Origin of the sequence: Methylobacterium sp. Leaf456 (assembly GCF_001425465.1) — a bacterium.
Taxonomy (GTDB): domain Bacteria; phylum Pseudomonadota; class Alphaproteobacteria; order Rhizobiales; family Beijerinckiaceae; genus Methylobacterium.
The window spans coordinates 1-26,115 of sequence record NZ_LMQV01000005.1; the positions used below are offsets into that span (position 1 = coordinate 1).

Below are 26,115 nucleotides of genomic sequence, written 5' to 3' on the forward strand. Positions count from 1 at the left end.
CGCTCTAGAGCGTGTTACGCTCTAGAGCGTGTTATGCACTTGTCATGATCTTTTCTGGTTGTTTGAGCATGAGGCAGACGAAGGCGACCATGTGAAGGCCTGCCAAAGTGCTGGCGTATCGTTCGTAATCCTTGACCAGCCGTCGGCAGCGGGTGGCCCAGGCAAACGAGCCCTCATCCTGAGCTTGTCGAAGGATCGACCACCCATCGGCGCGGCAACAGGACAAACCCGCGCTTGGCCTCAGGCGCCTTCACCACCTCCAACGCGATGCCGTTGGCGCTCGCGGCGGCTGCGGGCTTGGGCCCGGAATAGCCCTGATCGACAAAGGCCAATTCGACCCTGTCCTGTGTCTCTGCCTGAACCTCGGCCGACAGCCGGCCGACCTCGGCTCGGTCATCGACATCGGCCGGCGTCACGTGCAGCGCTACGACATGGCCGGGCGTGTCCACCGACAGATGCACCTTCGAGCCCCGCTTGCGCTTGCCCCCGTCGTAGCCCGCCCGCTCGCCGCTCTCCGGCGAGGAGCGCAGCATCCGGCTGTCGAGGATCACCGCCGAGGGCTCCGGCTCCCGCGCGGCCGCCATCCGCAGAACCGCCCGCAGATCACCGGCCACCTCCGCGAAGCTGTCGACGGCCAACCAACGCTGCGTCTGCTGGTAGACCGCCGCCCACGGCGGCAGGTCGTGCGGCACGAACCGCCACGGCGCGCCCGTCTTCACGATGTAGCGCAGGCCGTTGAACACCTCGCGCAGGTCGTGGTCGCGCTGGGCCGAGTCCTCCCGTAGCAGTGCGAGATTGGGCGCTACTAGCGCCCACTCTTCATCGGACACATCGGACGGGTAGGCGCGGCGATCAAGCGGCATCCACCTCAACGCCAAACAGGCCAATCAGTTCATAACACGCTCTAGGCGCCCACTCTTCATCGGACACATCGGACGGGTAGGCGCGGCGATCAAGCGGCATCCACCTCAACGCCAAACAGGCCAATCAGTTCATAACACGCTCTATGCACCATTGAAGCTGCCCAATGGTCGAATCGAGCTCCGGTTTGCGCTGGATTGGCTTCGCGATGGGAGTGAAGGCTCTTGCGGGTTTGACTGGAGTCGCGAGAGGTAAAATTTCAACTCTTCCTTGCGATACGCTCTCGTAGATGGGGCTATTGAGAGCTGGTGTATTCGCGAAGATGGGGAGCAGTTCGAAACTCCTCTGCATCATTGGTCCGGCCAATGCTTATGGCTTGAGGCGTACAGCACCTGCCTCCGACAGTCGAGGGTTGTGTCCCAGGCGGTGTTGTAGCGGAGGGGTGGTCATCGGCGGTTGCCGGGTAGGGTCGGGTTGCGACAGCCAATTCCGAACCCGAGAGACCTCCGATGACCGACGAGATGATGGCCCTGCGCGGGAACGGCGCCCATCGTGGCAGGCCACGATGGGAACCCGCCGATGGAGAAGAGTGCCGACGCCGATCTGCTGCGTGAGATGATCGGCTTTGCGGCCGGGGGAACGGCGCCCATCGTGGCAGGCCACGATGGGAACCCGCCGATGGAGAAGAGTGCCGACGCCGATCTGCTGCGTGAGATGATCGGCTTTGCGGCCGAGCGCCTAATGGAGTTGGAGGTGGGCGGCCGGACCGGGGCGGCCCACGGCGAGAAGAGTGCCGAGCGACGGGTCCAGCGCAACGGCTACCGCAACCGGGACCGGCATCTCGAAGAGCCAGATCAGCCGGCTCTGCCAGGAGATCGACGAGCGGGTCAACGCCTTCCTCGACCGCCCCATCGTCCTTCGAGAGCCTCAGGATGAGGGGCGAGTGGCCGTATCTCTGGATCGACGCGACCTCCGTGAAGGTGCGCGAGGCCGGCCGCATCGTCTCGGTCGCCGTGATCGTGGCGGTCGGGGTGAACGGCGACGGCCGCAGGGAAGTGCTCGGCATGGACGTCGGCCCGTCGGAGGCCGAGACGTTCTGGACAGCCTCCCGCGCAAGCTCGCGCGCCGGGGCCTGCGTGGGGTCAAGCTCGTGATCTCGGACGCGCACGAGGGCATCAAGGCCTCGGTGGCCAAGGTCACGAACGCCACCTGGCAACGCTGTCGCGTCCACTTCATGAGAAATGTGCTCGCCCACGCCGGCCGTAGCGGGCGGCGCGTCGTCTCGGCTTTCATCGCCACCGCCTTCGCCCAGGACGACGCCGAGGCGGCCAAAGTGCAGTGGCGCAAGGTCGCCGACCAGCTCAGGCCCAAGCTCCCCGAGCTCGCGACCCTGATGGACACGGCCGAGCCCGACGTTCTGGCCTACATGGGCTTCCCGGCCGCCCACCGGGTCAAGCTTCACTCCACGAACCCTCTTGAACGACTGAACGGCGAGATCAAGCGCCGGACCGAGGTGGTCGGCATCTTCCCCAACGAAGCCGCCATCGCCCGCCTCGTCGGCGCGATCCTGCTCGAACAGAACGACGAGGGGGCGGTCCAGCGCGCCCGCTACATGACCCTGGAAAGCATCGCCCCGATCGGCGATGATCCCCTCGCCAGCCTGCCGACCCTGGCAGCCTGATCCTCCCGGCCCAAGCCGGCAATCGTGGTGGCCCTCGGTGAGCTGCACCACGCCAAGCGACACGACCAGGCCGGGCATCCCGTTCGCAAGCAACATCACCATTCATACGGTCGTGCGCGCGCCGCTGGCCAACGGCCGCAACGTGGTCGTCGTGCGCACCTTGCGAGGTTTCGGCGGCGAGGCGGCCGAAGGCCGTAGAACCCCGAGATCATCCGATCGCGAACAGAAACTCGCTCGCGAATCGTCCACCGAAGCCATCGGCGCGGTGCCGAACGGGCGCGTCAACGAGCCCAGGATGTGGGTCTCTCGGCCAGGAATGGCGAGCGCGCGAACACCGACGTCTTGACGGTCCCCTCGGCCCGGAGGAATCCGCCGTCGGCTACTGGGTGCGTGAGCCGATCCCCAGCGTCGCCAACGCCACGCATCTGCGTGCCGGAAAACGGCTCGCCCCGGCGACGCTCTCGGTGGTCTCGCGGATGGACGAGGACGGCGTGGTCTTCGCCGACGGCAGCGAGCAGGACTTCATCGCCTGCGATTGGGGCCGGCACGTCGAGGTCGGGTCGCCCTCCCGGACGCGCAATCTGATCGCGCCTTGAGATTCGCGATTTTCATCTGAATATTGTTCGGATCTTATTTCATGATCATCGTATCGATTGAGAGATGCGCCCGACCACACTGGATTGGGCGCATCTCCAAGCCTTCGTTGGACCGCGTCGTCTCTCGGCAAACCGGCAGGAAGGCGCTCCCGCGCCTTCAGTTGCCGTAGAGGTAGGTCGGCAGCCAGAGCACCATGCCGGGCCAGAGATACATGATGACCATGCACAGGATCACGATGCCCATATACGGCATCATGCCGGCGAAGATCTGGTTCAGGGTCACGTGCGGGGGGGAGACGCCCTTGAGGTAGAAGGCCGACATCGCCACCGGCGGCGAGAGGAAGGCCGCCTGCAGGTTCACGAAGACCAGCACGCCCCACAGGATCGGGTCGATGCCGAAATGCTTCAGCAGCGGCATGAAGATCGGCACGAAGATGATGATGATCTCCGTCCATTCCAGCGGCCAGCCGAGGACGAAGATGATCGCCTGGGACAGGATCATGAACTGGAGCGGCGTCAGCCCGAGCGAGAGCACCCACTGCTCCACCAGCGCCTGACCGCCGAGCAGGGCGAACACCGCCGAGAACAGGGCCGAGCCGACGAACAGCCAGCAGATCATCGCGGTGGTCTTGGCGGTGAGGAACACCGCCTCCTTGGTCCGCTTCCAGTTCAGGGTCCGGGCCTGGAGGGCGAGGAGGAAGGCGCCGGCCGCGCCGACGGCGGCCGATTCCGTCGCGGTGGTGATGCCGAACAGGATCACCGCGAGCACGAGAAAGGTGAGGATGCCGAGCGGCATCACCGAGGAGGAGAGGAGCTTCAGAACCTCGAACCGCTCCGCGTCCATGCGGCGGTAGTAGCGGGCGAGCACGACGAGGCTGATCGCCGAGGCGACGGCGAAGCTCCAGTAGAAACCCATGGCCGGGGCGGCATCGACCGCGACCGCCTCCGGCGCCGGCCCGCCGCCGAGCACCTCCAGCCCCTCGGGCGGCGCGTCGTCGCGCTTGGCCGTCTGGTAGATGGTGACGTACCACCAGACGATCCCGAGCACGGCGCTCGTCATCAGGAAGGGCACGAGCGCCGTACCGAAGTTCTTGAGCGCCTTTCCGCGTGGAATCGCGGCGGCTGCCGTACCGAGGCTGCCCGGCGCGAAGCTGGCGCGAAAGAGGCCGACCAGCATGTTGTTCGAGGCCGCGGCCTGGAGGCGGACCATCCAGTCCTCCACCGGCACCTTGACCTGATCCTCGGGCAGGCGCGGGGCGATGCTCGGGCGCAGGCTCGCCCAGACGATCACGTAGGCGACGTAGAGCAGCGCCAGGAAGAAGCCGGGGAAGATCGCCGCCGCGTAGAGCTTGACCACCGACTGGCCGGCCACCGCCGCGTAGACGATGATCATGACGGAGGGCGGGATCAGGATGCCGAGCGTGCCTCCGGCGGTGATGACGCCGGCGGCGAGCCGGGTGTCGTAGCCGGCCTTGAGCATCGGGTTCATGGCGATGACGCCCATGAGCACGACGACCGCGCCGACGAGGCCGCTGGCGATGCCCCAGAAGGTGCAGACGATCAGCGTCGCCACCGCGAGCGAGGCGGGCACGCGCCGGAACGAGAGCTGGACCGCGTAGAACATCTTGTCCACCAGCGCCCCGCGCTCCATCACGTAGCCCATCAGGACGAAGAGCGGGATCGAGATCAGCACGTCGTTGGTCATGGCGCCGTAGGTGCGCTGGACCATGAGGTCGAAGATGCGGTTGTCGATCAACGCCTCGTTCGGATTGTAGAAGGCGTAGAAGCCGAAGAAGATGCCGAGCCCCATCAGCGTGAAGGCGGTGGGGAAGCCCATCATGATCGCGACGACGATCAGTCCGAGCATCAGCAGGCCGAGGCCCGGATCGGTCATGTGGTGGGGTCCCCTGCCATGCCGCGCTGGCGCGCGGATTCCTCGATTGCGTGGGCGCGGGCGATCGCGGCCTCCCGCGCGGCCTCGTCGACATGCTCGCTCTGGGCGAGCTGCTCCTCGACGACGTCGATCTCGCTGACGTCGCGCAGGCGGCTCGGCCATTGCCCGGTGCGCAGGCAGACGATGCAGCGCACGATCTCGGCGAAGCCCTGGAGCATGATCAGCGCGCCCGCGACCGGGATCACCGTCTTGAAATGGTAGATCGGCGGCCCGTCCGCCGTGGTGGTGGAGTGCTCCCCGATCCGCCAGGACAGGGCCGCGTAGTCGTAGCCGGCGTAGATCAGCGCCAGGATGCCGGGGATGAAGAAGACGAAGTAGAGGACGAGGTCGAAGGCGGCCTGCGTCCGCGGTCGCATCGACCCGTAGAGGAAGTCGCCCCGCACGTGGGCGTTGTTGGCCAGTGCGTAGGCGCCCGCCAGCATGAACAGCGTGCCGTAGAACATGTTGCTGGCGTCGTAGATCCATGCGGTGGGCATGTTGAGCCAGTAGCGCTTCACCACTTCGAGGCAGATGAGCACCATCAGCCCGATGATCAGCCAGGCGGCGGCCTTGCCGACCCAGGTCGAGAGGGCATCGACCGCGTGGAGGAAGCGCTGCACGCTCATGGGGAACCCTTGGCGAGGGGTGTGGGGCCGTCCGGCGCGCGGCCGGACGGCGGGGTGTCGTCGCGACGGTGTCGGAGGTGCGTCCGGGATCGTTCCGCGCCGTCATCGCGCGGCGCGGCGACGGCGATCCGGGGTGCCGCCTCTCCGGAAGAGAGGGGCCGACCGGATCGCTTCGCTCACGCTCACCCCGACGGCGCCGGGCGGAACCCGCCGCGATCGATCCTCGGGCTAGATCTTCTTCGCCGCGGCATTCTGGCCGAAGTAATGGTCGAAGGCCATGCGTCGATTGACGACCGTATCCTGCTCCCAGCGCGCCGTGCGCTCGGCGAAGGCGATCTGCGAGGCGATGATCTCCTTGAACAGCGGATTGTCCGCGGCCTTCTTCTTGACGACCTCGTCGTAGACGTCGAGCTGCTTCTTGAGCAGCGCATCCGGCGTCTTGTAGAACTTGACGCCCTTGCCCTGCAGCTCCTGATAGGCCTTCGAGTAGCGATCGATCGCCTTCCACTGCATGTCCTGCGAGGCGGCCTCGGTCGCGTTGGCGATGATCGCCCGCAGGCGCTCGGGCAGGGCGTCGTACTTGGTCTTGTTGAACAGGATCTCGAAGGATTCGGCGTTCTGGTGGTAGCTCTGCAGCATGCAGACCTTCGACACGTCCGAGAAGCCGAGCGCGAGGTCGGAGGCGGCGTTGTTGAACTCGGCCGCGTCGAGCAGGCCGCGGTCCATCGACGAGACGATCTCGCCCGCGGGGAGCGCGTTCACGGCGGCGCCGAGGCCGGTGAGCACGTCGATCGAGATCCCGACGGTGCGGAACTTCAGGCCGTTGAGGTCGTCCGCCTTGGCGATCGGCTTCTTGAACCAGCCGAGCGGCTGCGTCGGCATCGGCCCGTAGGGCATCGAGACGACGTTGGCGCCGATCGAGGCGTAGAGCTTCTCCAGCAGTTCCTTGCCGCCACCGTATTTGTGCCACGCCATCAGCATGTTGGCGTCCATGGCGAAGCCCGGGCCGGAGCCCCACAGGGCAAGCGCGGTCTGCTTGCCGTAATGGTAGACCATCACGCCGTGGCCGCCGTCGAGCGTGCCCTTCGAGACGGCGTCGAGCAGGCCGAAGGCGGGCACGACCGCGCCCGCGGGCAGCACCTCGATCTTGAGGTCGCCGCCGGTCATGTCGTTGACCTTCTTGGCGTAGTCGAGCGCGAACTCGTGGAAGATGTCCTTGGCGGGCCACGTGCTCTGCCAGCGCATGCTGATCGGCCCCTGCGCCTTCACGACGGTCGGCGCAGCGACGACGGTCGCGGCCGTCGCGGCCACCCCGAGGAATCGGCGACGCGTCGCGCGCCGGCCGGTCGGCTCCGTTGAACTCATCCTCGTCCTCCCTCACGCGCAGCCTTTGGCGGCCGGCTTGGGGGCGATTCTAAGCCTGAATAACGTATCCTGTCTTCTGCTTCGAACACGGCGCGCTACGAATTCGGCGACCTGTCCCCAATCCGTAGGTCCGTAATCGGACCTCGAATTATTGCCGTCGAAGCCGGATTAATTCATCGTCCTCGACGTTGGGGCGTTCGAATCAGTCGTCGCACATATTCTGTGGTCCGGCTCCTGTCCCTGAACCGTAACGCGCGGTACGACTCCGCCTCTTTTATTGCGACGCACAAAGGAATTTATCCGAATTTTCAGTCGAGCGCTGGCGAGGGCGCTCCTGCGCGCCCGAAAATTCCGTTCGATCCACCCGCTTCATGCGTCGCATCCTCTGCGCCGTCGGCGTCGCATCGAGGCGGAGAATGCACGTCATCGATGGACATTATGAAATCATCCCATTTGATTCATTGGTGCGCCGCACGCACATTCCTCTTCACGAAGCGACGGCAACCCGCCGCAAGAAGACGAACAGGCTGAACACCATGACCAAGCCCATCATCGCGCGCGCCGCCGGCCTGGCGCTGACCCTCCTCGCCACCGCCGCCGTCGCGGGCGAGCCGACCGCCATCGACAACACCAAGACGGTCGGCGCCCTCGCCCTGGAAACGCAAGGTCTCGCCACCGACACCGGCTCGGTGCACCGCCAGGGCGGCTACGCCCTTCCCGGCGCCGTGCAGTGGACGGTCCCGGCCGCCGACGACCGGGTGAAGCAAGCCGCCGCCTTCTAAGCGGCGCAGAAAAGCGAACGGCCAAAAGGGCCAGGACAAGAGCCGGGACGAAGGTGCGCGTATTTCCGGCGCCACCCGAGTCCCGGCATCCAAATCCCGACATCTTGGCCTTGTCCGATCCGGCGACTAGGTACGGCCGATCGCCGGCTGAATGAAAGCGCCGGCCGCTCGCAATCCTGGAGCAAGCCTGTACCCTCCGGGGCCGCTTCGTGTTGTCCTCTTAAGGCAGCCGGACCGTGCCGTTTGCCGGAGGAACACGCTTGTCCCTGTTCGCCAAGCTCGGGCGCCGTGCCGCCGAGGGGACGCCGGTCCGCGTCGGCCTGATCGGCGCCGGCAAGTTCGGCACGATGTTCCTGTCCCAGGCGTGGCGGGTGCCCGGCCTCCATCCGGTCGGCGTGTGCGATCTCTCGCCGGCCGGCGCCCGGACCGCGATGCGCCGGGTGGGCTGGCCCGAGGAGCGGTTCCGGGCCGCATCCTTCGAGGAGGCGGCGCGGAATGCGGCCACCTGCGTGACCGACGACGCCGCGGCGCTGATCGCCAGCCCCTTCATCGACATCGTCATCGACGCGACCGGCAGCCCGGCCGCCGGGATCCGGCACGTGCTGGCGGCTTGCGCCCACCGCAAGCACGTCGTCATGGTGAACGTGGAGGCGGACGCGCTCGCCGGCCCGCTGCTGGCCCGCCGTGCGGCCGAGGCCGGGATCGTCTACTCGATGGCCTCGGGCGACCAGCCGGCGCTGATCGCCGAGTTGATCGATTGGGCCCGCACCATCGGGCTCGACGTCGTCTGCGCCGGCAAGGGCACCAAGTACCTGCCGGCCTATCACCGATCGACCCCCGACACGGTCTGGGGCCATTACGGATTCAGCGAGGCGCAGGTCGCCGGCGGGGATTTCAACCCGCAGATGTTCAACTCCTTCCTCGACGGGACGAAGTCAGCCCTGGAGATGGCCGCGGTGGCCAACGCGTGCGCGCTCGATCCGCCGGAGGACGGCCTGACCTTCCCGCCCTGCGGGGTGGACGACCTGCCCGCGGTGCTGCGCCCGCTCGGCGAGGGGGGCGTTCTCAACCGAAAGGGAACCGTGGAGGTGGTCTCGTCGCTGGAGCGCGACGGGCGCCCGGTGTTCCGCGACCTGCGCTGGGGCGTCTACGTGGTGTTCGAGGCGCCGACGGCCTACGTGCAGGACTGCTTCCGGCAATACGGGCTCGGGACCGACCCGAGCGGACGCTTTGCTGCGACCTACAAGCCCTACCACCTGATCGGTCTCGAACTCGGCACCTCTGTGGCCAGCATCGCCACCCGCGGAGAGCCGACCGGCACGACGGGCGACTGGCGCGGCGATGTGATCGCGGTCGCCAAGCGCGACCTGAAGGCGGGCGAAGTGCTCGACGGCGAGGGCGGCTACACGGTGTTCGGCAAGCTGGTCCCCGCCGAGCGTTCGGTCGCCCTCGGCGCCCTGCCGATCGGTCTGGCGCACGGCCTGCCGCTTCGCGACGCGGTGCCGGCCGATCGCCCCATCCGCTGGTGCGACGTGGCCTTCGACGCGGGGGCGCAGGCCGTCGCGTTCCGCCGCGAGATGGAGGCCATCTTCCGACACGAGAAGGGGCTGGCCGAGGCGGCTTCGGGATCGTCCTCTGGCGGTTTCGAGCACCGGGGAACCGAAGGCACGGGCACCTGATCGAGGAAACCCGCATGGCCGTCCGGCACGTCGCGCTCCGAACCGAGGACGGTGAGTGCCCGACGCACGTGACAGCATAGAGCATCGTCCCGAAAGGTGGTTTCCAGCTTTCGGAAAATGAGGGTACGGAATAACAGCATAGAGCATCGTCCTGGATCCCATATCCAGGACGATGCTCTGGCGCTTCAAGATATCGCTCGAAACTTCACGATATCGATCAGCACATCCATCCGATTCGCCGGACACCGGATCATTCAGCGGCGACGGAACCAGCGCCGCACGCCGATCAGAACGGCCGCGACGAGAACCAGCAGGCCGAGGACGGGGTGCACGAGGGCGCCGGCCTGGAACAGGACGAACACACCGAGCGCGGCCATCCACGGCTTCATCCGCCCCTCCGCGGGGCCTGTTTCGAAGCGGGGGGCAGGGGGGCCGTTCGGGCTCCCGCCGTCGGTGAGCCTGGGATGACCGATCGACGGCAGACCGCTCCGCCCCGGAGCGGCGGGACCGCGCTCGGAGGCCACGACCCTCTCGGCCTCCAGCAGGATCGGATCAGGCACTGGGGCCGGCGGCTCTGCCGGACTCCACCAACGGTCGAGGGGCGCCAGCCCCTGAGCGGAAAGCTGACGGAACGGCGTGCGCTTCGGGCGGTCCGCGCGATCGACCTCGTTTCGCTGTGAGTCGTGCCGCTCGGCCAGACGTCGCGCCTGCGCGACCAGCGGCGCCCCGGCCTCGGGCGTCACCATCCGGACGAAATGGGCGAAGCCGAGAGCGGCCCTGAGCACCCCGTCCTCCGAACTGCGACCCCAGCGCCGGCCGGCGGGCCCGTGCCGGTCGAGGGCGTGGAGCAGGGCGCGGAACCGGCGCAGGGTCTCACGGGGCACCGCGACCCATTCGTTCACGGTCAGCCCCGTCACCTCCTGATGCCGGCCCCGCCGCATCACCCGGGTCTTGTCGGGATGGACCGTGAAGCCCTCCGCCGCAACGATCTCGCCCACATATTTGAGCAGCGGGCCGACCTTCTCCGCCGCCGCACCGGAGGCCGAGAAGGTGAGGTCGTCGGCGTAACGCGTGTAGGTGAAGCCGAGGCTGAGGCCGAGCCCGGTGAGGCGCCGGTCGAGGCGGGTGCAGATCAGGTTGGTCAGGGCCGGGCTCGTCGGCGCCCCCTGCGGCAGGCGGCGGGGGCCGCGGGCGGCGTGGAGGCGTTGCCCGTCGATCTCGATGACGTCGGTGTCGGGCTCGGTGCAGAGGAGCGCCAGCACGATGGCGACCGGCTCGGCATAGCCAAGGCCCCGGAACTTGCCCTTGACCCGGCGGAAGTCGAGCGTCGGGAAGAAATCCTTGAGATCGAGGTTGACCACCACGTCGCGCCCGACATGCAGGCCGGCGTTCGTCACGATCGAGCGGCCGGGCACGAAGCCGTGGGCGGCCTCGTGGACGGGGGCGTGGGCCAAGAGCGCGTCGAGCACCCAGTACTGCGCCCGCTTCAGCCGCGGCATCGGCGCCGAGATCAGGCGGGTGCCGCCGGTCTTCTTCGGGATCGTGAAGCGCCGGTAATGGCTGACGGTCGCGAGCGCCCGGTCGTAGGCGAGGAAGCGTAATTCGCCGAGCGGGATGCCCATGGCCCGCGCCAGCGCCTTGGGGCTTTCGAGCCTCGGTAGGCCCGGCCCCGGTTCGCGCCCGCTCTCGTCGGGTGCCGAGAGCCCGGCCGAGACGCCCTCGCCGAGATGGAGCACCTCCGCGTCGCGCCGGGCGTGCCACGCCAGCGCCCGCTCGTGGCGGCTGCGGGCGTTGCGCAGCTTGGTCTCGCGGCGGCGTTCCAGGGCCGCCTTCTTGCGGCGGCGGTGCATCTCCTTGAGTGCGGCTTCCGGATCGCGCCACAGCCCCTCGCGGCGGTGCAGCTCGGCGAGTTCTCGGGAAATCTCGCCGCGGCGGCGGATCAGGTCGGCGGGGAGGTTCGGCCGATCCGCCCCGTCCGGCCAGAAGCCGAGGCGGATCATCTCCTCGAGGATCACCTCGTCCTTCGAGGATTCGCGGATGCGGTCGTAGAGTTGCTGGCGGGTCAGCGAGCCGGGCTGCGCGCTCATGGGCAGCCTCCGGAAGCCGGAAAGGAAACGAGGGACGCCGGCCGGGAAGCCTTCGTCAAGTCTCGGGACCGGCACGCTCCACTCGATGCCGGCACGACCACCCGGCGGCGTTTGGGTTCGGCGAACCCAAACCGCGAACGCCGCCGGGTGGTCAGTGCCGGCCCAGTGAAGAGCGGGCCGGTGACGCTTTGCCGGGCAGGGTGCAGGGACGGCGAAACGCCGCCCAGGATGCAAGGTCCGCCCCGGACAACGCCCCTCGTGACGGTGAACCTAGACCGAGCGGGAGCCGGCATCAATCGCTGATCCTTCACGCCCGAGACCCCATCGGCTTGCCCTCGACCTGTGCGTGGAAGAAGCGGCGTAGCGCCAGCATGTGCTCGCAGGGGCCGCGCATCAGCCGGTTGCGGATGAAGAAGCCGCAAGCACAGGAGCCGCCGACCATGCGGTCGTCGGCATCGATCTCGACGGTGGGGCGCAGCGGCGTCCCGTCGTCGAGCACGGTGCCGCCGATCCAGCGCAGGCCGTCGGCGTGGCGGACCGGATCGAGGGCGACGAGGCCGGCGGCGAGGAAGCGGTCGGCCTTGGCCTCCTGCTCAGAGGCGAAGCGCAGCGCGCCGGCCTCCAGCGGCTCGCGGGTGAGTTCGCGCAGGCGATAGACCCGCTTGTCGAGGTCGAACATGGCGCGGCCGGCCTGGACATAGCCGCCGAGCGCGGCCTCGACGGTCGAGCGGGCGAGGCCGGTGTCCGCGGCGAGCGTCTCGGCGCCGGCGAGATGGCGCCGCCCGAGCGCGGCGAAGACGCGGGCGGCGGTGTCGGCATCGACGTCGGTGCGGGGCGCCAGCAGATCGAACCGGCCGGCGCGCGACCAGTCGTTGGCGGTCCAGCCGGATAGGCCCAGCGTGAAGCGCAAGCCTCCGAAATCCAGCACCGCGAAGGAGGGCAGCCCGGTGCCGAGCAGGTGCAGCCGCACGGATTTGGCGAGCGGCAGGGCGCGCGCCAGGATCGCCAGCCGCCGCCGGCCCCAGAGCCGGATCTCGGCGCCGCTGCCCCGGTAGATCGAGCGGCGGAAGGTCAGCCGCTCGTTCCAGGGCTCGATGACGACGCAGACCGGCCGGTCGGGCTCCAGCAGGAAGCGCAGCGAGCGCGGCCCGTGCCGCTCCCGGCAGGCGCCGAGGCGCGTCAGGATCGCGTGCAGGTCCATGGGGTGGAGGTCGACCGTGAAGGCGGGCTGCGCCATCGCGCTCGACACTTGGAGGAAGCCGCGCATCCACGAATCGGGCAGCTCGATCTTGTCCTCGCGATAGGCCGCCTCGCCCGTCGTCTGCACCTCGAAGCCGGTCGGGTCGATGGCGAGTTCGGTGTCGCGGTAGCTGCGGATCTTCTGGAATTCGTCGTAGAGGGCGTGGCTGTAATCGACGTTGGTGGTGCCGTAGGCCATGGCGCCGAGGCGCTCGAACGTGTCGTGGTCGCAGGACAGACGCCCGTAGCTCGATTCGTCGAGGCTGAACGCTTCGAAGAAGATCTCGTCGGGATGCACGGTGATGACCGGATCGAGCACGATCCAAGCGTCGAAATTCTGCTTGTAGAGGTAGTCGAAATAGCGCCGCCGCGCGTGATGGAACGGGCGCATGATGGCGCCGCTCCGAAGGTCGATCTCCCCCGCTTCCCGCCGCAGGGCCTCGATCTCGGCGCGGATCGCGTCCCGGTCACTCAGCGCTTCGGCGAGCAGTTGCTGCTCGTTGGCCTGGAGCCACGCGAGGTAGGCGGTGCGATCCTTCGGCTTGAAGCGCAGGTCCGACACGACGACGTGGTGGAGCGCCGAGATCGCCTCGCGGAACGGCAGATGGCGGGCGACCTTGCCGGTGAAGAAGGTCGGTGCGCGCAGCGTGTCGGGGGCGAAGCCGAGCCGGGTCGCGCCCACGTCGGTCTCAGCCCGGCTCTGCCCGAGATAGCGATGGACGAAGTTCATCGGGCGGCCTCCGCGCGGGCGTCGGGTTCCCGCGTCTCCGGCGCGCGCCGGGCGAGCGGGGTGTCGAGGCCGGGATGGGTGTCGGCGATGTCCCGCAGGGTCAGGATCGCGGCGGCACGGTCGCGGGCGGTGCCGCTGAGCGACAGGTCGGAAAACAGCGGCAGCAGGCGCTCGGCCCGCTCGCGATGACCCAGGGCCTGTGCCCGCAGGAAGGCCGCCATCCGGTCCTTGGCGACCCGGCCCTTCAGCACCTGCAGCATGACGATGCGGGCGAGCGGGATCAGCCGGGCGAAGGCGTCCTCGCTCGCGACGGCCTGCTCGGTCAGCATCTCGGTGACAAGGAGATGCATGGAGGGCGAGGGATGTTCGAGCAGGCGTAGCAACTGCGCCTCGGCGTCGCCCGGCCGCAGGCGGCTGCGCAGCAGCGTGCGGGCAAAGGCCAGCACCTCCGGCCGGACGCTGTCGGTGACGATCGCCAAGGCGGCCGGCGTCCAGGCCGCCTCGGGCCAGTTCTCGAAGTGGGCGCGGGCGAAGGCGGTCGCGTCGGGCCAATCGCTCTCGATCAGCAGCACCGCATCCTCTGCTTCTGCCTGGAATCGAGCGGGCTCGGCCTCGTAGGCGGCCATCGCCCAACGGCGCACCGCGACATGCGGATGGCCGCCGAGCCGGGCGATCTGGCGGACGCTGAAGAGACCGGGCGCGCGCTCGACCAGAACCGTGGCCCCGAGCAACTGGGCGCCCTTGGCTCGCGCCTGGGTGAGCCGCCAGACGGTGCCGGGATCGAGGGTGGCCAGCGGACCCGGCATCGCTTCGGTCAGGAGCGCGACGATGTCGCCCGGATAGGCGTCGTCCGGCGCGGTATGAAACAGGGTGTCGATCAGGTCCCGCGCGAGGCGCTCGGCCAAGGCCGGATCGAGGCTTGCGAGGCGCACGACCAGGGGACGCGCCGCGACCCTGAGCGCAAGCGAGGGGCCGCTCGCCAGAGCCAGCACGCGCTCGGCCTGCGCGGCGAGCCGCGCATCGTCGGAGCGTGCCAGCAGGCCGAAGGCCGCCGCCTGGATTTTTTCCGATTCCGACCCGATCAGTGCGTCCCAGAGGTCCGGGGGCAGGCTGTCGGCCTCGGCACCGGAGCGCGTCAGCAGGTCGAGGCCGGCCGCCACCACCTCCGGCGCGGGATGGCGGAGCAGGGGCGCGACCTCCTCGCGCGCGAGCGAGAGGTCGTGGGCCGGCCAGAGGGCGGCGAGGCCGGCGCGCAGCGCCGCGATCGCCGCCGGTGCCGTCGCGTCGGGCGCCGGCGGCATCGTGGCGAGCCATGCCGTGAGCCGCAGACCGAGCGCGGTTGCCGCCGCCGTCGGGACGCCGCGTTCGGCGAGTCGCGCCACCGCCGCCCCGACCTCCGGCTCGGGGCTCGTCAGCAGGGCGAAGGCGAGGGCTTCGTGCGACCACGGCAGGGCGGGGTCGGCCTCGATCCGCCGGAGCGCGAGGTCGCGGGCCTCGGGCAGGCGGGCGGCGATCAGCGCCGCCAGCAGTTCGGGATCGGCCGCGCCGCGGGCGAGCCGGTCGCGGGCGGCGTCGAAGCCGAGGCGCTGTGCTGGGACGATCGGCGCGGCGAGCAGACGGCCGAGCTCGGTCGGCGTCAGGGTCTCGCGGGCGGAGGCGTCGGCCCGCAGCACCCGCACGCCCAGCATGGCGACGGGCGCGACCGCACTCCCCGCCGCGAGCCGCAGCGCGAGATCGGGCCGGGCGCTCCAGAGATCGGGAAAGGCCTCGTCGCGGCTTTCGGGATCGGGCTCGGCCGTCTCGATGAACCGCAGCGATTTCGGACGCGGGATCGCCCCGGGGGCGTTCCGGTACAGGAGCTGATTCGCGGTCCAGTGATGCCCGAGCGGTCCGTAGGCGCGAGGCTCGCGGCCCCAAGTCCCATCGGACCGGCGCACCCAGGAGGTCCAGGCCGATCGCGGCCGCAGGTTCTCCGGGCGCACGGTGAGGAGGAAGTCCGCCGCCATCGCGGCGAAGGCCGGGTCGCCGACTTCGCCGCGCTTGCGCAGCGCCCGCCAGATGCGGCGGCGCAGGTAATCGTGAGTCACGGTCGACAGGCCGACGACCGTGTCGGCGCCACGGCGCAGGCCGTCGAGCGGGAAGGACCGGCACAGCTCCGGCACGTAGGCATGGCCCCCGCCGCGCCAGTACATCGGCTCGGCGGTCTCGAAGCGGTACGCGGTGGCGGCGAAGAGGCCTGCATCGTCGGCCATCTCGGCGTGCTTGAACAGGCGGCGCAGCCCGATCAGGTAGGGCGGTCGGGCCGGCAGGCGGAGGATCGCGGCGCAGAGCGTGGCATGCAGGCCGCTGTCGCCGCGCGCGCGGCGCCCGAGCGCCACCAGGGCCGGCCCGACCCGGCCGGGATCGGTGCGGGCGAGCCCGTCGAGGGCGCCGCACAGGGCCTCGACATCGCCGGCCTCGGCCGGGCGGGCGATCGAATCGGGAAGGTCCGCGTCGGCAGCCGCCTGGGCCTCCGCCGAGAGGGCGAAGCGGGCGAGGTCGCGGGTCGCGACGCTGTCGCTGGAGGCGGCGATGGTCTCAAGCGCCGGCCGCGCGGCGGCGCCCCCGGTGCGGTCCAGCGCCCAGACCAGGGTGTAGGGTGCCTGGGCGGGCCCGAGTTCCTTCGCCAGGGCGAGCAGGTCCGGCATCGCCGCGGCGATCCGCAATTGCCCGATGCGCCAGAGCAGGCGGGCGCGGTCGCGCTCCGGCCACCGTTCCCGCCGACAGGCCGCGAGCCGGGCCAGGAGCACGCCGTCGCGTCCCCCCGGCATCGCGCCAGACGGTCCCGCATCGCCGAGTTGGTCGGAGCGGCGGTAGCCGCCGTTGAGCTTCGACACGACGACGCTGTCGAAGATTTTTTGGGCGGCCTCGGCGGAGACGGCCTGCGCCGTCTTCGTGCCCTCGCGGAGCGCCGCGCCGCGGCGCCCGTGGCGGGTGTTCACGAGGAAGCGCGCGGGGCCGGCGACCGCGTCGTTCTCGACGAGATCGACCTCGTAGACCTTGTCGGAGGTGCCCTCGCGCAGGTGGAGGGCGGCTTTGCGGACGAGTCTCATTCCGGCCTCCGGGCCGAGGGACGGGCGGGGCGTTCAATCATCGGACGAGAACACGTCGTCGCCGATGAAGATCATGTCGCGGTCGATCTCCGGCGGCTCCTTCTGCGAGCTGTAGGCGAAGAACACGCGGCGGCTGCGTCCGTCGGCCCCCGTCAGGGTCAGGGTGTGGCGGTCCAGCGCGTAGCGCCCGCCCTCGGGGGGGCGGCGCCGGCCGATCGCGGTGGAGACGCCGGTGTCGGCGCCCGAATTGATCGCGCCGACCGAGCCGCCGCGTCCGTAGCTTCCATCGGAACGGAAATCGTAGCGGCTCTCGACGGCGATCGCGACGCTGCCGCCCATCGCGCTGTTGCCGCCGCCCGACAGGCGCCGATAGGCGCGCTTCACGGTTTCGCCGGAGGCGGCCGGGAAGGCGCGGAAGAAGCTGCCGTCGCCGAGCGCGTAGTCGTTCGATCGGCCCTTGAAATCCGTCAGCACGAAGCCCTTGCCCGCGCGGGTCCAGCGGCCGAACAGGCGCAGCTTGGCGAGGCGCTCGGCGGCGAGATCGACATCCTCCAGGGCCGTGTCGGCGATCTCGTAATACGTGCCGTCGCGCAAGAAAATCAGCGGCTCGAAGTCGATGGTCATCATCCCGCCGACGCCGAAGCCGGTGGTGGAGCGGAAATACACGCCCTCGACCGCATCCCAGTTGGCGGCATAGCGCGGCGGCTGCCCCGCGTCCGCGGGCGGCGCAACGGGGTTCGGCGGCGGTGTCGGCCTCGCATCGGCGACCGGCGGAGGCGCCTCCCTTGCCGGCGGTGCCGACCGGCGGCCACCTTTGCCCACCAGCCCCTCGTCGGTGAGCGCCAGCGCCTGGAGCTTGCTCGCCGGGATGAAGTCGTTCGACAGGGTGGCGAGGAAGCGCGGCAGCACGCCGAGCTGCTTGGCCGCCTTCCAGCCGGCGTGGTGGAGCACCATGCGCAGCTTCACCTGCTCGGCGAAGGCCGCGCGGGAGCCCGCTTGCGACAGCGGCGGCTTGCCCGCCAGCGGCTCGACGAAGGTCTGGCGGATCGCCCGGAGCGCCGACGGGCTCGGCTCGGCCATGGAATCGTTGGCGACCATCCATTGGAGCGCGACGAACGCCGCGAGCACGTCGCCGGCATCGTCCGGGCGGAGCGGCGTGCCGTCGAGGAAGCCGCGGAAGATCGTATCGTAATCGTGCCGGGCCATCTCGCGGGCGGTCTCGGCCGCGCCGATCGGGTTCGTGGCGCGCTGGGCACGGACCTCGCGGGCGACGGTGGCGGCGCGCAGCTCCGTGGACGAGGTGAAGGGCAGGGGCGTGACCGGGCCGGCGTCCTGCGACAAGACCGGGCTCGCCGCCAACGCCAGCGCCACGACGAGGCACCGGATCGCGGATTTCATGAAACCTCCCCTCCGCCTCATGCCCACCACGCCCCCGCCAGTGCGCGGAGGCCGAACCAGAGCCCGGCGAGGATCGTCAGCAGCATGAACGGCAGCATCGGGATCATCAGCCAGCCCATCATCGTCAGCGTGTAGAGCAGCCCGCCGAGATCGAGCCCGCAGATCACGCAAGGGTGCCGGCTGCCCTCGTCGACATGGCAGCCGGTGAGGAAGGCCAGCCCGAGGCCCAGCGCCAGCAGCAGCGCGGGGGTCCAGACGATCAGGATCAGGATCGGCATCATGCGCGATCGCCCTCGCACGATCCGGTTCAGCGCATCGCCACGGAGGCCGCGACGCGCTCGGCGCGGGCGAGCGCGTCGCCCTTGGCCGCGTCGGCGAAGCCGAGCACCCGCAGATACCGGTCGTTCTCGAACACCACCGTCTGGGTCGCGGCCATGGGGCGGGCGGTCTTCGCATCGGTGAAGGTGCCGCGCAGCCGCACCACGACCGCGCCGCCGCGGGTCGTGCGCTCTTCGTCGGTCACGGCGATGTCGCGCGCGTCCTTCTGGCTCGCGAACAGCCTGCGAGCGTAGGCGGCTTCCGCCCCGTCCGGCACCGGCGCCTGCCCGAGGGAGGGCGCGATGACGATGGCGGGCTGCTCGCGCGCGGGATCGACGTCCTTCGGCCCCTCGGTGAGGATCAGGCCGTTGCCGGCGAAGACGATCGCGGGGCGATACCCGGCGGTGTCGCCGATGGTGTAGGGCAGGGCCGCGACCTGATCGGCCACGCTGGCCTTGCCGCGGAAGGCGATGGTGCGGAGCGCCGCCTCGACCGCTTGGCCGGGCACCTGCTTGGCGGCCGCCTCCGGCACCTGAACGGTGACGAGGCCGGTGCCGGGCTGGCCTCGCACCACGGCGACCCACTTCCTATAGGTGAGTCCGTTGGCACTCTGGCTGCCGCGCAGCACGAAGCCCTCGCCGCCCTGGACCGGCAGCGCCTCGCGCGCGCCCTTCACCCGGAAGCCGCTCGCGGCGAGGGCCTCGGGCGTGAACTTGCCGTCGATCTGGTCCCAGGCCTCCGGCGGCATTTCCATGAGGATGATCGAGGCGCCGGAGCGGTGCTCGAAGCCCGAAAATCCCTTGGCCGGGCTCATGCCCGCGGGCGGCGCGAGGCCGAGCGAGCCGGCGGGCGGGAAGACCGGCTCGGCCCGTGCCGGCAGGATCGCGGCGAGCGTCGAGCCGACGAGGCCGGCGACGAGGCCGCGGAGCGAAGGCCGGCGCAAGCGGGCGAACAGGGCGCGCAGGAACGATCCGTCGGTCATCGAAAACGCCTCACGGGGGTCTGGCAGAGAGGGCGGATCACCGGGTCGCGACGCGACTGATGACGAAGGTATTGCCGGAGAACTGGACTTGGCCGGGCGCGCTCATGTGCTCCAGCATCAGGCGCAGGTTGCGGCCGAGCCGGGCGGAGTCGGAGCGGGTCTCGTACCAGTACTCGGCGGTGGCGCCGCCGGCGCGGACCGGGCGGTGGTGCTCGTAGCAGCGGAAGGCCGCCATGTACTCCTCGGCCGCCTGGACCTCCTGGGCCGAGAAGCCGTTGAGCTTGACCACGTAGGCGCTCGGCAGGCCGCCGCAGGCCTCCCCGCCGGGCGCTGCCGCGACCGCGGCATTGCCGGCCGGTGCCGGGGGCGGTGCGCCGGCCTCCGCGCGGCGGCGGGGGGCGATGACGCCGTCGAGCTTGGCCGCCAGCGCCGCCGCCACGTCGCCCGCGATGGACTTGGCCTCGGCGCCGACCCGCTCCAGCAGGCATTCGCGGTCGCAACCCTGCGGCAGGGGCGGCAATTGCAGCCCGGCCACCTCGAACGAGCCGAGCGACTGGCCGGTGCGGACGTTCAGCAGCCGGCCGGGGATGCGCACCTCGGGCCGGACGATGTCGGAATAGGCCGACTTCGAGGCCGAGGCGTAGATCTGGAACACCGCCACCACGTCGAGCGGCGGGTTCTGCACCGTGCGGGCGACCTCGATCAGCTCGGCGTCGCGGCGGCGCACCCGGTTGGCTTGCGTGAAGCCCATCGCCACCGCGGTCTCGTCGTAGACGTTGTAGCCGCGCAGGTTCATCGTCTCGGACAGTTCGGCGATGACCCGCTGGAAGATGCGGTTGCCGCGCGGCACCGCATCATCGTCGGCATCCTCGCCCATCACCACGAGGTTGGGCCGCCCTTGCGCCTGGGCCGGTGCGGCCGAGAGCGCCAGGCCGGCGGCGAGCGCGAACAGGGCAGCCGCGAAAGAGGTTTTTTTGGCGCGAGCGAGCATCGAAAATCTCTCCTGAAGGGCGGCTTTCAGTCGGCGCAGGGCCGCGGCGTCGGGGCCGCGTCGAAATCGTCGAGGTCGAGGGACGTGCTTCGGCGCGGATCGCTGATGCCGGCGCAAGGCATCGCAGCCGGCAGGACGAAGCGCAGCGCCCCGGTGCGGGCCGGCGCGATCAGGCTGACCTCGACCCGGCGGTTCACCCGCGAGAGCGGCGCCAAGGAATCCTTCGGGCGGCTCGGGCCCCAGCCGTGGACGCGCAGCCGCGTGGGGGCGATGCCGTAGCCTTCCACGAGATGCGCCTTCACGGCCCGCGCCCGAGCGAGCGACAGGCGGCGGTTGTAGGCGAGCCCACCGGCCGCATCGGTATGGCCGGCGATGAGAAAGCCGTGGCCCGCGAGTACCGGCGCGCGCAGGGCCTGCCCCAGCGGTTCGAGCTGGATGCGCGCCTCGGGCGTCAGGCGGGCACTGTCGTAGGCGAAGAACACGGTGAGATCGACCGAGCGGGCGGACACGACCCGCACGGCCGGCCCGCCGTCGCCGGGGGCGACCGCGAGCGGGGCGCCCGGATTGCCGTCGGCGAAGGGGGCGAGCGAGCGGATGATCGCGGGGGCGCTCGGGTTGGCGGCACCGGCCTCCACCCGCTCGGCCGCCTCGTCCCGCGGCGGGGGCGCCTCCGCCTCCACCGGGCGGGCACCGGGGACTTCGGTGAGCGGGTTGGCGCGCGCTTGGCCGGCGAGCGCCACTGCGAGGCAGGCCGCCAGTATCGGGGCAGCGCGGCCCATTCGGCCAAGCCGGTGCGATGTCCGTTCGCCGCCCGCGGTTCGGCGGCGCGCAGGCGCGTCCTCGTGCACACGCGCATCGATGCTGCGCATCGGGTCCCCCTCTCGATTCCGGGCCTTGCTTCGGCCCCTCACACCCCGTCCTTGGGCAACCCAGAGCGCGTTTCGCGCATCCGCCGCCGAACTTTTTCGTCGTTGTTCAGCGGCCCCGCAGGATCGCGTTCATCCGGGCCGGATCGAGCGGCCCGTCCGGGGCCGCGGGCGCCGGCGCCGTCAACGGATTGGCCGCAGAGGGCCGCGGAGCCGGGTCGGCGGCGGCCACGGGGCGGCCTTGCGCCGCCGCGATCTTCGATAGGATCGGGCTGCGGCCGAGCAAGGCCGACAGCCGGGTCGCATTGTTGAAGCTCGTTATGTCCTTCGGGTCGAGCCCGCCCTCCTTGTGGAGCGCGACCCCCGCCACCGAGGCGTCGAACATCAGCGAGCCCGAAGAGCCGCCGAGCGTGTCGCAGCGATGGCGCAGGTCCGGCCCCTCGGCCTGATCCTTCAGGGCGAAGCAGCGGAACCGGCTCATCACCTTGGGCCGCCCGAGGGGATGGTGGATGACGAGCATCGAGCGGTTGCCGGGCACCGCCTCGCCGGAGAGTTTGGCGGCGCCGTAGGTCGCGGTCGGATTGCCGGCGACGCGGGCGAGCGCGTAATCCAGCCGGGCGTCGAACTCGACCGGCTTCGGATCGATCTCGAAGCGGCGCGAGCCTGTTCCGTCGAGCGTCAGGTAATCCATCAAGATCGACGCCTTGACCGGCGCCATCTCGCCGCCCTGGGGCAGGCAATGATGGTTGGTCAGCACGACATCCCCCGGCAGCAGCGTGCCCGTGCAGGAGGCGCCGACCTGCTGGCCGGTTCGGGCGTTCTTCAGCACGATGTCGACGCGGCCGATGGGCCTTGCGAGCGCCGCGAGCCCGTCCTTCGGGTCGAGTTCGGCGATCGGCTCGAACGCGCCCTTGTTCTGATCGACATAGGCCGCCGCGTCGCCGGTGGTCTGGCGCAGCGGCAGTTGCGCCCGCCCGTAATCGGCGGGGTCGAACCCGACGCTCTGGCTCACGGCCGGGCCGGAGGCGCCGAGCACGAGCAGCAGGCAGGCCCCCGCACCGAGGGGGCGGCGTCTCCGGCGAATCGAGGTCATCGCTTCCCTCCGCATCGTCGCGGCTCTATGCCCGGCTCGGGTCGATAGGTCAAAAAGCCGTGAACGGATTGCTGTCCCATCGCCGTTCCTCAGCGCGTGAGCGCGTGGACGAGGCGCGGGCCGGACGCCGCGCCCGCCTCGGATACGGCCTGGACCGCGTAGACGAGGTTTTGGCGTCCGCCCTCGCGCAGGAAGTAGCCCTGCGCCCCGTCGGCGAGCCGCACCGCGGGCAAGGCGGCGGCGCGCAGTTCCGGGCCGACCTCGACCGTGAGGCCCGGTGATTCCGCCCGGACGGCGATGCCGCACAGCTCCGGTACGAGGCGGGTCGGGGCGAGGCGATCCCCGCTCTCGACCGGCACGGGCCGCCGCTCGGGCGGATCGGCCCCGAAGGCGACCCGGCGGCAGGACGAGCCGGCAGGCGCCCGTAATTCCTCGACGCGGATCGCGTGCGGCGTCGAGGCCGTGAAGGCGGGCTCGCCCGTCCCGGCGCTCGGGATGGGGCGCGGTGCGAGGGCGAGGGCTGCCACGACGCCTGTGGCGGCGAGCACACCCGCCGGCAGCGCGAAGCGCCGGAGCCGTCGCGGCGGCGCAGCCGTTTCGGTCGCAATAGGCCGAGCCGGTTCTTCGGGGCTGGTCAGCGCTGCGATGGCTGCCGCCAGCCTCGTCCCCGGCAGCATCGTCGGTGCCACCGGTCGCCCGAGCGCGACAAACGCCGCCTCCGCCTGCGTCCGCTCAGGCCCCTCCGGCAGCAGGATCGCGATGCGGGCCTGGGGCGCCTCGGCCAGGAGCGCGCGGGTGCGCTCGATCTTGTCGAGGAGCGCGTAGTCGCCGGGCAGCACCGCGAGGTCGAGATCGACCGCGCCGGTCGCCCACAGGATCAGGTCGGCTTCCGCAGGCTCCGCGACGAGGCGGTGGCCGCGCGCGGCGAGGGCGTGGGCGAGGCCGACCGGGACTTCCCAGGAGCGCCCGGCATCGAACGAACCGGAGAGACGCAACTCGTGCGGGCCGATCTCGCGCCCGACGAGCCGGGCGAGCGGCCCGCCCGCGGCGCAGAGCCGGGCGTAGTCGGCCGACCAGGGCAGCGGGCGGTAATCGCCGTCGGCGAAGGCGGCCGAGGCCGGCAGGCCGGGGCGGGGCGTGAGGGCCCGCAGGCGCAGGGGGCCGGCGGTGGTGGGGATGATTATCAGAATGGCGGGCGGGCTCATGCGGAGGAGTCCCCGATTTCACGCGCACCCAGAACCCTCCCGCCGTGGGGGAGGGGAGAGGGGTCGCGGCGCGTTTGGGGGACGCGATCCGTCACAACAGGAACACCGCGCAACGCGGATCACGCAGCATCCGGCCCAAAGCCTCCGCCTCCGGTACGGCGGAATCGAGCGCCAGCACGATCGCGCCCTCGACCGGGGGCGGGAGGTCGAGCCGCACGGCCTCGTCGTCGCGCCACGCCTCGATCGTCCGCGGCGGACGCGTGTCGGCGCCGCGCAGGATCAGGAGCGGCGGCGTGCCCTCCAGAATCTCCAACGCGAACGGGCCGACCCGGCGCCGCAGGAGCGCGCCGTCGGAGGCCGCCGCGGCGAGGGTCGCGTGGGCGATCGCCTGGGCGGCGAGCAGGGTGCGGTAGCGCCGGGTGGCGTCGGGATCGGTGCGGAGCGCCCGCACCACCGCGAGATCGACCGGGCTTCCACCCGCGCGGGTCGCGTGCGCCCAGAGCGCGGCGTGGCCGACGCGCGGGGTGGGGGGCGGCGCCCGCATCAGGGCGCGGGCGGCGTGGAGTTCGGCGAGCAGACGGGCTTCGTCGCTCACGCCGCCGCCTCCCCGGCATAGGCGGCGGACAACGCTTCGGCGAAGACCGCGCGGTCGGCCTCGAAGCCGGCATCCGGCGGATGCTGCCGGGCGAGCCCGGCGAGCGCCCGCTCCAGCCGCGCAGTCTCCTCGGCGACGCGCAGCAGTGCCGTCTCGGCGGCGGCGAAGCCCGCGGTCAGCCCGGCGCGGTCCTCGAAGCCGGCGCGGCGCACCCGGCGCAGGTCGGCCTCCGCCGCGTCGAGGGCGGCGCGGGTCTTTTCGGAAAGGCCGTCGCGTTCGAGGATGCGGAGCGCCGCCGCGATCCGCAGCATCCGGGCGAGATGGGCGGCAAGCGCCGCTGCCCGCTCGGTGAGCGCCGCGTAGCTCTCGGCCTCCGTGCAGGCGGCGCGCTCGGCGATGTCGGCGCCGCCCGTGCCCCGGCGCAGGCGGTTGGCGATGCCCGATTGCACCCGCCCGAAGCTCGCCGCCCGCAGGGTCGTCAGCGGGCGGGTGCGGTGGAACGGCTCCAGGCGCAGGAAGTCCGCGAGATCCTCGCGCTCGGCGCCGGTCAGGATCTTGGGACCTTCCGGCCAGTCGGCGAGCAAAGCCGCCAGCGTCGCGGTGGGCTCGGCGGCGGTAAGATCGGAGAGGGCCGCGTCGAGACGGTCCTCCCAGCCCTGATGCGCGTCGAGGGAGGCGGCCGACGACAACCCGTCGAGGCCGTCCACGAGATGCGCGCCGGCCTCGAAGGTCACGAAATGCTCGGCCACCGTACGGAAGCCCGGCCGCTCGCCCGAAGCCATCTCGGCCTGCCAGAAGGCGAGGATGTCGGCATCGGAGAAGGCGCGGCGCCCGCCGAGGAAGCCGAGCAGCGCGCGGAAGCGCCGCTCCTCCCGCGCCAGCGGCAGATGGGCGTTGCGGTAGGCGGAAAGATGCCGGGCGAGGCGCTTGGCGAGGAAAGCGGCGCCGTCGGCGTCCGGCGCGGCGGCCAACTCGTCGAGCCAGCCGGTGACGGTGCCGAAGCTACCCAAGTCTTCCGCCGTCAGCACGAATTCACCGAGCGCCAGCAGCCGGGCGAGGCCGGACCAGCCGGTGTGCCAGCCGGCCTCTCCTTCGAGGACGAGGCCGCGCGTATCCGCGGTCGCGCTCCCGGAAAACCGCGCCGCGCAGGCCTCCGCCGTGGCGAGGCCGGGATCGAGGGCGAGGGTGACGAGGTCGCGGCCGTCTCGGGGCCCCGTCGCCTGCGCCAGCGCAGCGAGCGCGTGGGCGAGGTCCCAGAGCGGGCGGTCGCGGTTCGGGCGGACCGCACCGGTGACGACGCGGGCGAGCCACGCCCGGTCGGCACGCGACAGGTCGCGGCCCTCGCCCACGGCAGCGAAGTCGGCCGCGCAACGCTCGTCGTATCCGCCGGTCATGCGCGCCCCCTGCGCCCTCCGCTCCGGTTCGCCGAAATCGCCTTGGCCGGCCCATCGATAGCCGCAGGCCGGCGTCGCGTCACGGTCAGCGGCCGACGATGCGCGGCGCCACGGCCTGGACCAGGGTCTCGACCTGGCGCGTGGCCGCCTCGCGGGTCTCGGCGACCGCGCGGATGATCAGCCGGTCGCCGCCGCGCAGGACGATGGCGGTGGCGCCCGCCGTCTTTCCGATCGGATAGGTGCTGATCCAGCCCACCGCCGGGGCCACGCCGAGGCCCGAGAGGCGGCAATCCGGGCTCTTGGCCCGGCACAGGGCTTCGAGCTGCGCGATGGAGCTCTCGCCGGAGCGCACGCGCTCCTCGGTCCCGTCGGTCTGGCGGCCGAGTTGCAGATCGACCATCGGGCCGCCGGGGCACCCGAGGCAGACCAGGGTGAGGCGCTGGGGCTCGACCCGCGCGGAAAAACCGTCGCCGAGCGCCCGCTTCGCGTCGTCGGCCACGGCCGTCAGGTTCTGGACGGCGAAGCCCTGGGCGTGAGCCGATTGGCTCCAGAGGCCGAGGAGGACGAGGGCGACGATCCGCATGGGGCACTCCTGAACATCA

20 protein-coding genes and 2 pseudogenes are annotated in these 26,115 nt (G+C 70.9%); 5 read left to right on the forward strand and 17 right to left on the reverse strand.

The features are described from left to right. Positions 1–31: 31 nt before the first annotated feature. Positions 32–863 (reverse strand): annotated as a pseudogene (locus ASG52_RS06175) (IS5 family transposase). A gap of 676 nt (positions 864–1,539) precedes the next feature. On the opposite strand from ASG52_RS06175, the pseudogene ASG52_RS06180 reads away from it, so the two are divergent. From ASG52_RS06180 to ASG52_RS06185, 3 genes and pseudogenes are all read left to right on the forward strand, one after another. After that, positions 1,540–2,542: pseudogene (locus ASG52_RS06180) on the forward strand (IS256 family transposase). Between the two features lie 37 nt (positions 2,543–2,579). Next, entirely contained in the window at positions 2,580–2,888 is a 309-nt protein-coding gene (locus tag ASG52_RS26950; RefSeq protein WP_156383817.1) for a hypothetical protein, read from the forward strand. Between the two features lie 40 nt (positions 2,889–2,928). Further along, complete coding sequence (locus ASG52_RS06185) at positions 2,929–3,138, forward strand: hypothetical protein (RefSeq protein WP_056240514.1); 210 nt, start codon at positions 2,929–2,931, stop codon at positions 3,136–3,138. Positions 3,139–3,295: 157 nt separating this feature from the next. Here ASG52_RS06185 and ASG52_RS06190 read toward each other — a convergent pair whose 3' ends face one another. The 3 genes from ASG52_RS06190 to ASG52_RS06200 all read right to left on the reverse strand — a co-directional run bounded on the left by ASG52_RS06190 (position 3,296) and on the right by ASG52_RS06200 (position 7,062). Further along, on the reverse strand, positions 3,296–5,032 hold the full coding sequence (locus ASG52_RS06190) for a TRAP transporter large permease (RefSeq protein ID WP_056240517.1): 1,737 nt from the start codon (positions 5,030–5,032) through the stop codon (positions 3,296–3,298). Next, positions 5,029–5,697, reverse strand: coding sequence for a TRAP transporter small permease subunit (locus ASG52_RS06195; protein ID WP_056240519.1), 669 nt, complete (start codon positions 5,695–5,697; stop codon positions 5,029–5,031). The genes ASG52_RS06190 and ASG52_RS06195 overlap by 4 nt, the downstream gene beginning before the upstream one ends. Positions 5,698–5,925: 228 nt before the next feature. Then, positions 5,926–7,062: a TRAP transporter substrate-binding protein gene (locus tag ASG52_RS06200; RefSeq protein ID WP_056240522.1), complete on the reverse strand. Its 1,137-nt coding sequence runs from the start codon at positions 7,060–7,062 to the stop codon at positions 5,926–5,928. Positions 7,063–7,598: 536 nt separating this feature from the next. Between ASG52_RS06200 and ASG52_RS06205 the strand changes: the two genes are divergently transcribed. Together ASG52_RS06205 and ASG52_RS06210 are read left to right on the forward strand one after the other, a co-directional pair. After that, on the forward strand, positions 7,599–7,844 hold the full coding sequence (locus ASG52_RS06205) for a hypothetical protein (protein WP_056240848.1): 246 nt from the start codon (positions 7,599–7,601) through the stop codon (positions 7,842–7,844). 260 nt (positions 7,845–8,104) lie between these two features. After that, entirely contained in the window at positions 8,105–9,523 is a 1,419-nt protein-coding gene (locus ASG52_RS06210) for an NAD(P)H-dependent oxidoreductase (RefSeq protein WP_056240525.1), read from the forward strand. 254 nt (positions 9,524–9,777) lie between these two features. On the opposite strand, the gene ASG52_RS06215 is transcribed toward ASG52_RS06210, so the two are convergent. From ASG52_RS06215 to ASG52_RS06275, 13 genes are all read right to left on the reverse strand, one after another. After that, a complete protein-coding gene (locus tag ASG52_RS06215; protein ID WP_056240527.1) occupies positions 9,778–11,610 on the reverse strand; it encodes a reverse transcriptase family protein in 1,833 nt (610 codons plus the stop codon). Between the two features lie 307 nt (positions 11,611–11,917). Then, positions 11,918–13,579 carry a hypothetical protein gene (locus ASG52_RS06220; protein ID WP_056240530.1) on the reverse strand — a complete coding sequence of 554 codons (1,662 nt, stop codon included), beginning with the start codon at positions 13,577–13,579 and terminating at the stop codon, positions 11,918–11,920. Next, a complete protein-coding gene (locus ASG52_RS06225; RefSeq protein ID WP_056240532.1) occupies positions 13,576–16,671 on the reverse strand; it encodes a hypothetical protein in 3,096 nt (1,031 codons plus the stop codon). Before ASG52_RS06225 ends, ASG52_RS06220 begins: the two co-directional genes overlap by 4 nt. Positions 16,672–16,704: 33 nt before the next feature. Beyond that, on the reverse strand, positions 16,705–18,069 hold the full coding sequence (locus ASG52_RS06230; RefSeq protein ID WP_286158960.1) for a hypothetical protein: 1,365 nt from the start codon (positions 18,067–18,069) through the stop codon (positions 16,705–16,707). 17 nt (positions 18,070–18,086) lie between these two features. After that, a complete protein-coding gene (locus ASG52_RS06235; protein WP_056240535.1) occupies positions 18,087–18,350 on the reverse strand; it encodes a hypothetical protein in 264 nt (87 codons plus the stop codon). A 26-nt stretch (positions 18,351–18,376) separates the two neighbouring features. Further along, the gene (locus ASG52_RS06240) at positions 18,377–19,369 is read right to left on the reverse strand and encodes a hypothetical protein (RefSeq protein WP_056240538.1); all 993 of its coding nucleotides are present in this window, start codon (positions 19,367–19,369) and stop codon (positions 18,377–18,379) included. A gap of 37 nt (positions 19,370–19,406) precedes the next feature. Next, entirely contained in the window at positions 19,407–20,360 is a 954-nt protein-coding gene (locus tag ASG52_RS06245; protein ID WP_056240540.1) for a hypothetical protein, read from the reverse strand. Between the two features lie 26 nt (positions 20,361–20,386). Continuing rightward, positions 20,387–21,139: an OmpA family protein gene (locus ASG52_RS06250; RefSeq protein WP_056240542.1), complete on the reverse strand. Its 753-nt coding sequence runs from the start codon at positions 21,137–21,139 to the stop codon at positions 20,387–20,389. Between the two features lie 196 nt (positions 21,140–21,335). Further along, positions 21,336–22,319, reverse strand: a complete 984-nt coding sequence (locus tag ASG52_RS06255) for a trypsin-like serine peptidase (RefSeq protein WP_056240544.1) — start codon at positions 22,317–22,319, stop codon at positions 21,336–21,338. An 89-nt stretch (positions 22,320–22,408) separates the two neighbouring features. Then, positions 22,409–23,524 (reverse strand): hypothetical protein, encoded by a 1,116-nt coding sequence (locus ASG52_RS06260; protein WP_056240546.1) that lies wholly within the window; start codon positions 23,522–23,524, stop codon positions 22,409–22,411. A 91-nt stretch (positions 23,525–23,615) separates the two neighbouring features. After that, positions 23,616–24,119: a hypothetical protein gene (locus tag ASG52_RS06265; protein ID WP_056240549.1), complete on the reverse strand. Its 504-nt coding sequence runs from the start codon at positions 24,117–24,119 to the stop codon at positions 23,616–23,618. Next, entirely contained in the window at positions 24,116–25,513 is a 1,398-nt protein-coding gene (locus ASG52_RS06270) for a hypothetical protein (RefSeq protein ID WP_056240551.1), read from the reverse strand. The genes ASG52_RS06265 and ASG52_RS06270 overlap by 4 nt, the downstream gene beginning before the upstream one ends. Positions 25,514–25,598: 85 nt before the next feature. After that, a complete protein-coding gene (locus ASG52_RS06275; RefSeq protein WP_056240554.1) occupies positions 25,599–26,096 on the reverse strand; it encodes a hypothetical protein in 498 nt (165 codons plus the stop codon). Positions 26,097–26,115 lie beyond the last annotated feature (19 nt).

What these genes read in the sequence shown, in the direction of transcription:
- ASG52_RS06190 (WP_056240517.1), bottom strand. Translation starts at nt 5,032, where the DNA reads ATGACCGATCCGGGCCTCGGCCTGCTGATGCTCGGACTGATCGTCGTC.
- ASG52_RS06195 (WP_056240519.1), bottom strand. Translation starts at nt 5,697, where the DNA reads ATGAGCGTGCAGCGCTTCCTCCACGCGGTCGATGCCCTCTCGACCTGG.
- ASG52_RS06200 (WP_056240522.1), bottom strand. Translation starts at nt 7,062, where the DNA reads ATGAGTTCAACGGAGCCGACCGGCCGGCGCGCGACGCGTCGCCGATTC.
- ASG52_RS06205 (WP_056240848.1), top strand. Translation starts at nt 7,599, where the DNA reads ATGACCAAGCCCATCATCGCGCGCGCCGCCGGCCTGGCGCTGACCCTC.
- ASG52_RS06215 (WP_056240527.1), bottom strand. Translation starts at nt 11,610, where the DNA reads ATGAGCGCGCAGCCCGGCTCGCTGACCCGCCAGCAACTCTACGACCGC.
- ASG52_RS06220 (WP_056240530.1), bottom strand. Translation starts at nt 13,579, where the DNA reads ATGAACTTCGTCCATCGCTATCTCGGGCAGAGCCGGGCTGAGACCGAC.
- ASG52_RS06225 (WP_056240532.1), bottom strand. Translation starts at nt 16,671, where the DNA reads ATGAGACTCGTCCGCAAAGCCGCCCTCCACCTGCGCGAGGGCACCTCC.
- ASG52_RS06230 (WP_286158960.1), bottom strand. Translation starts at nt 18,069, where the DNA reads ATGAAATCCGCGATCCGGTGCCTCGTCGTGGCGCTGGCGTTGGCGGCG.
- ASG52_RS06235 (WP_056240535.1), bottom strand. Translation starts at nt 18,350, where the DNA reads ATGATGCCGATCCTGATCCTGATCGTCTGGACCCCCGCGCTGCTGCTG.
- ASG52_RS06240 (WP_056240538.1), bottom strand. Translation starts at nt 19,369, where the DNA reads ATGACCGACGGATCGTTCCTGCGCGCCCTGTTCGCCCGCTTGCGCCGG.
- ASG52_RS06245 (WP_056240540.1), bottom strand. Translation starts at nt 20,360, where the DNA reads ATGCTCGCTCGCGCCAAAAAAACCTCTTTCGCGGCTGCCCTGTTCGCG.
- ASG52_RS06250 (WP_056240542.1), bottom strand. Translation starts at nt 21,139, where the DNA reads ATGGGCCGCGCTGCCCCGATACTGGCGGCCTGCCTCGCAGTGGCGCTC.
- ASG52_RS06255 (WP_056240544.1), bottom strand. Translation starts at nt 22,319, where the DNA reads ATGACCTCGATTCGCCGGAGACGCCGCCCCCTCGGTGCGGGGGCCTGC.
- ASG52_RS06260 (WP_056240546.1), bottom strand. Translation starts at nt 23,524, where the DNA reads ATGAGCCCGCCCGCCATTCTGATAATCATCCCCACCACCGCCGGCCCC.
- ASG52_RS06270 (WP_056240551.1), bottom strand. Translation starts at nt 25,513, where the DNA reads ATGACCGGCGGATACGACGAGCGTTGCGCGGCCGACTTCGCTGCCGTG.
- ASG52_RS06275 (WP_056240554.1), bottom strand. Translation starts at nt 26,096, where the DNA reads ATGCGGATCGTCGCCCTCGTCCTCCTCGGCCTCTGGAGCCAATCGGCT.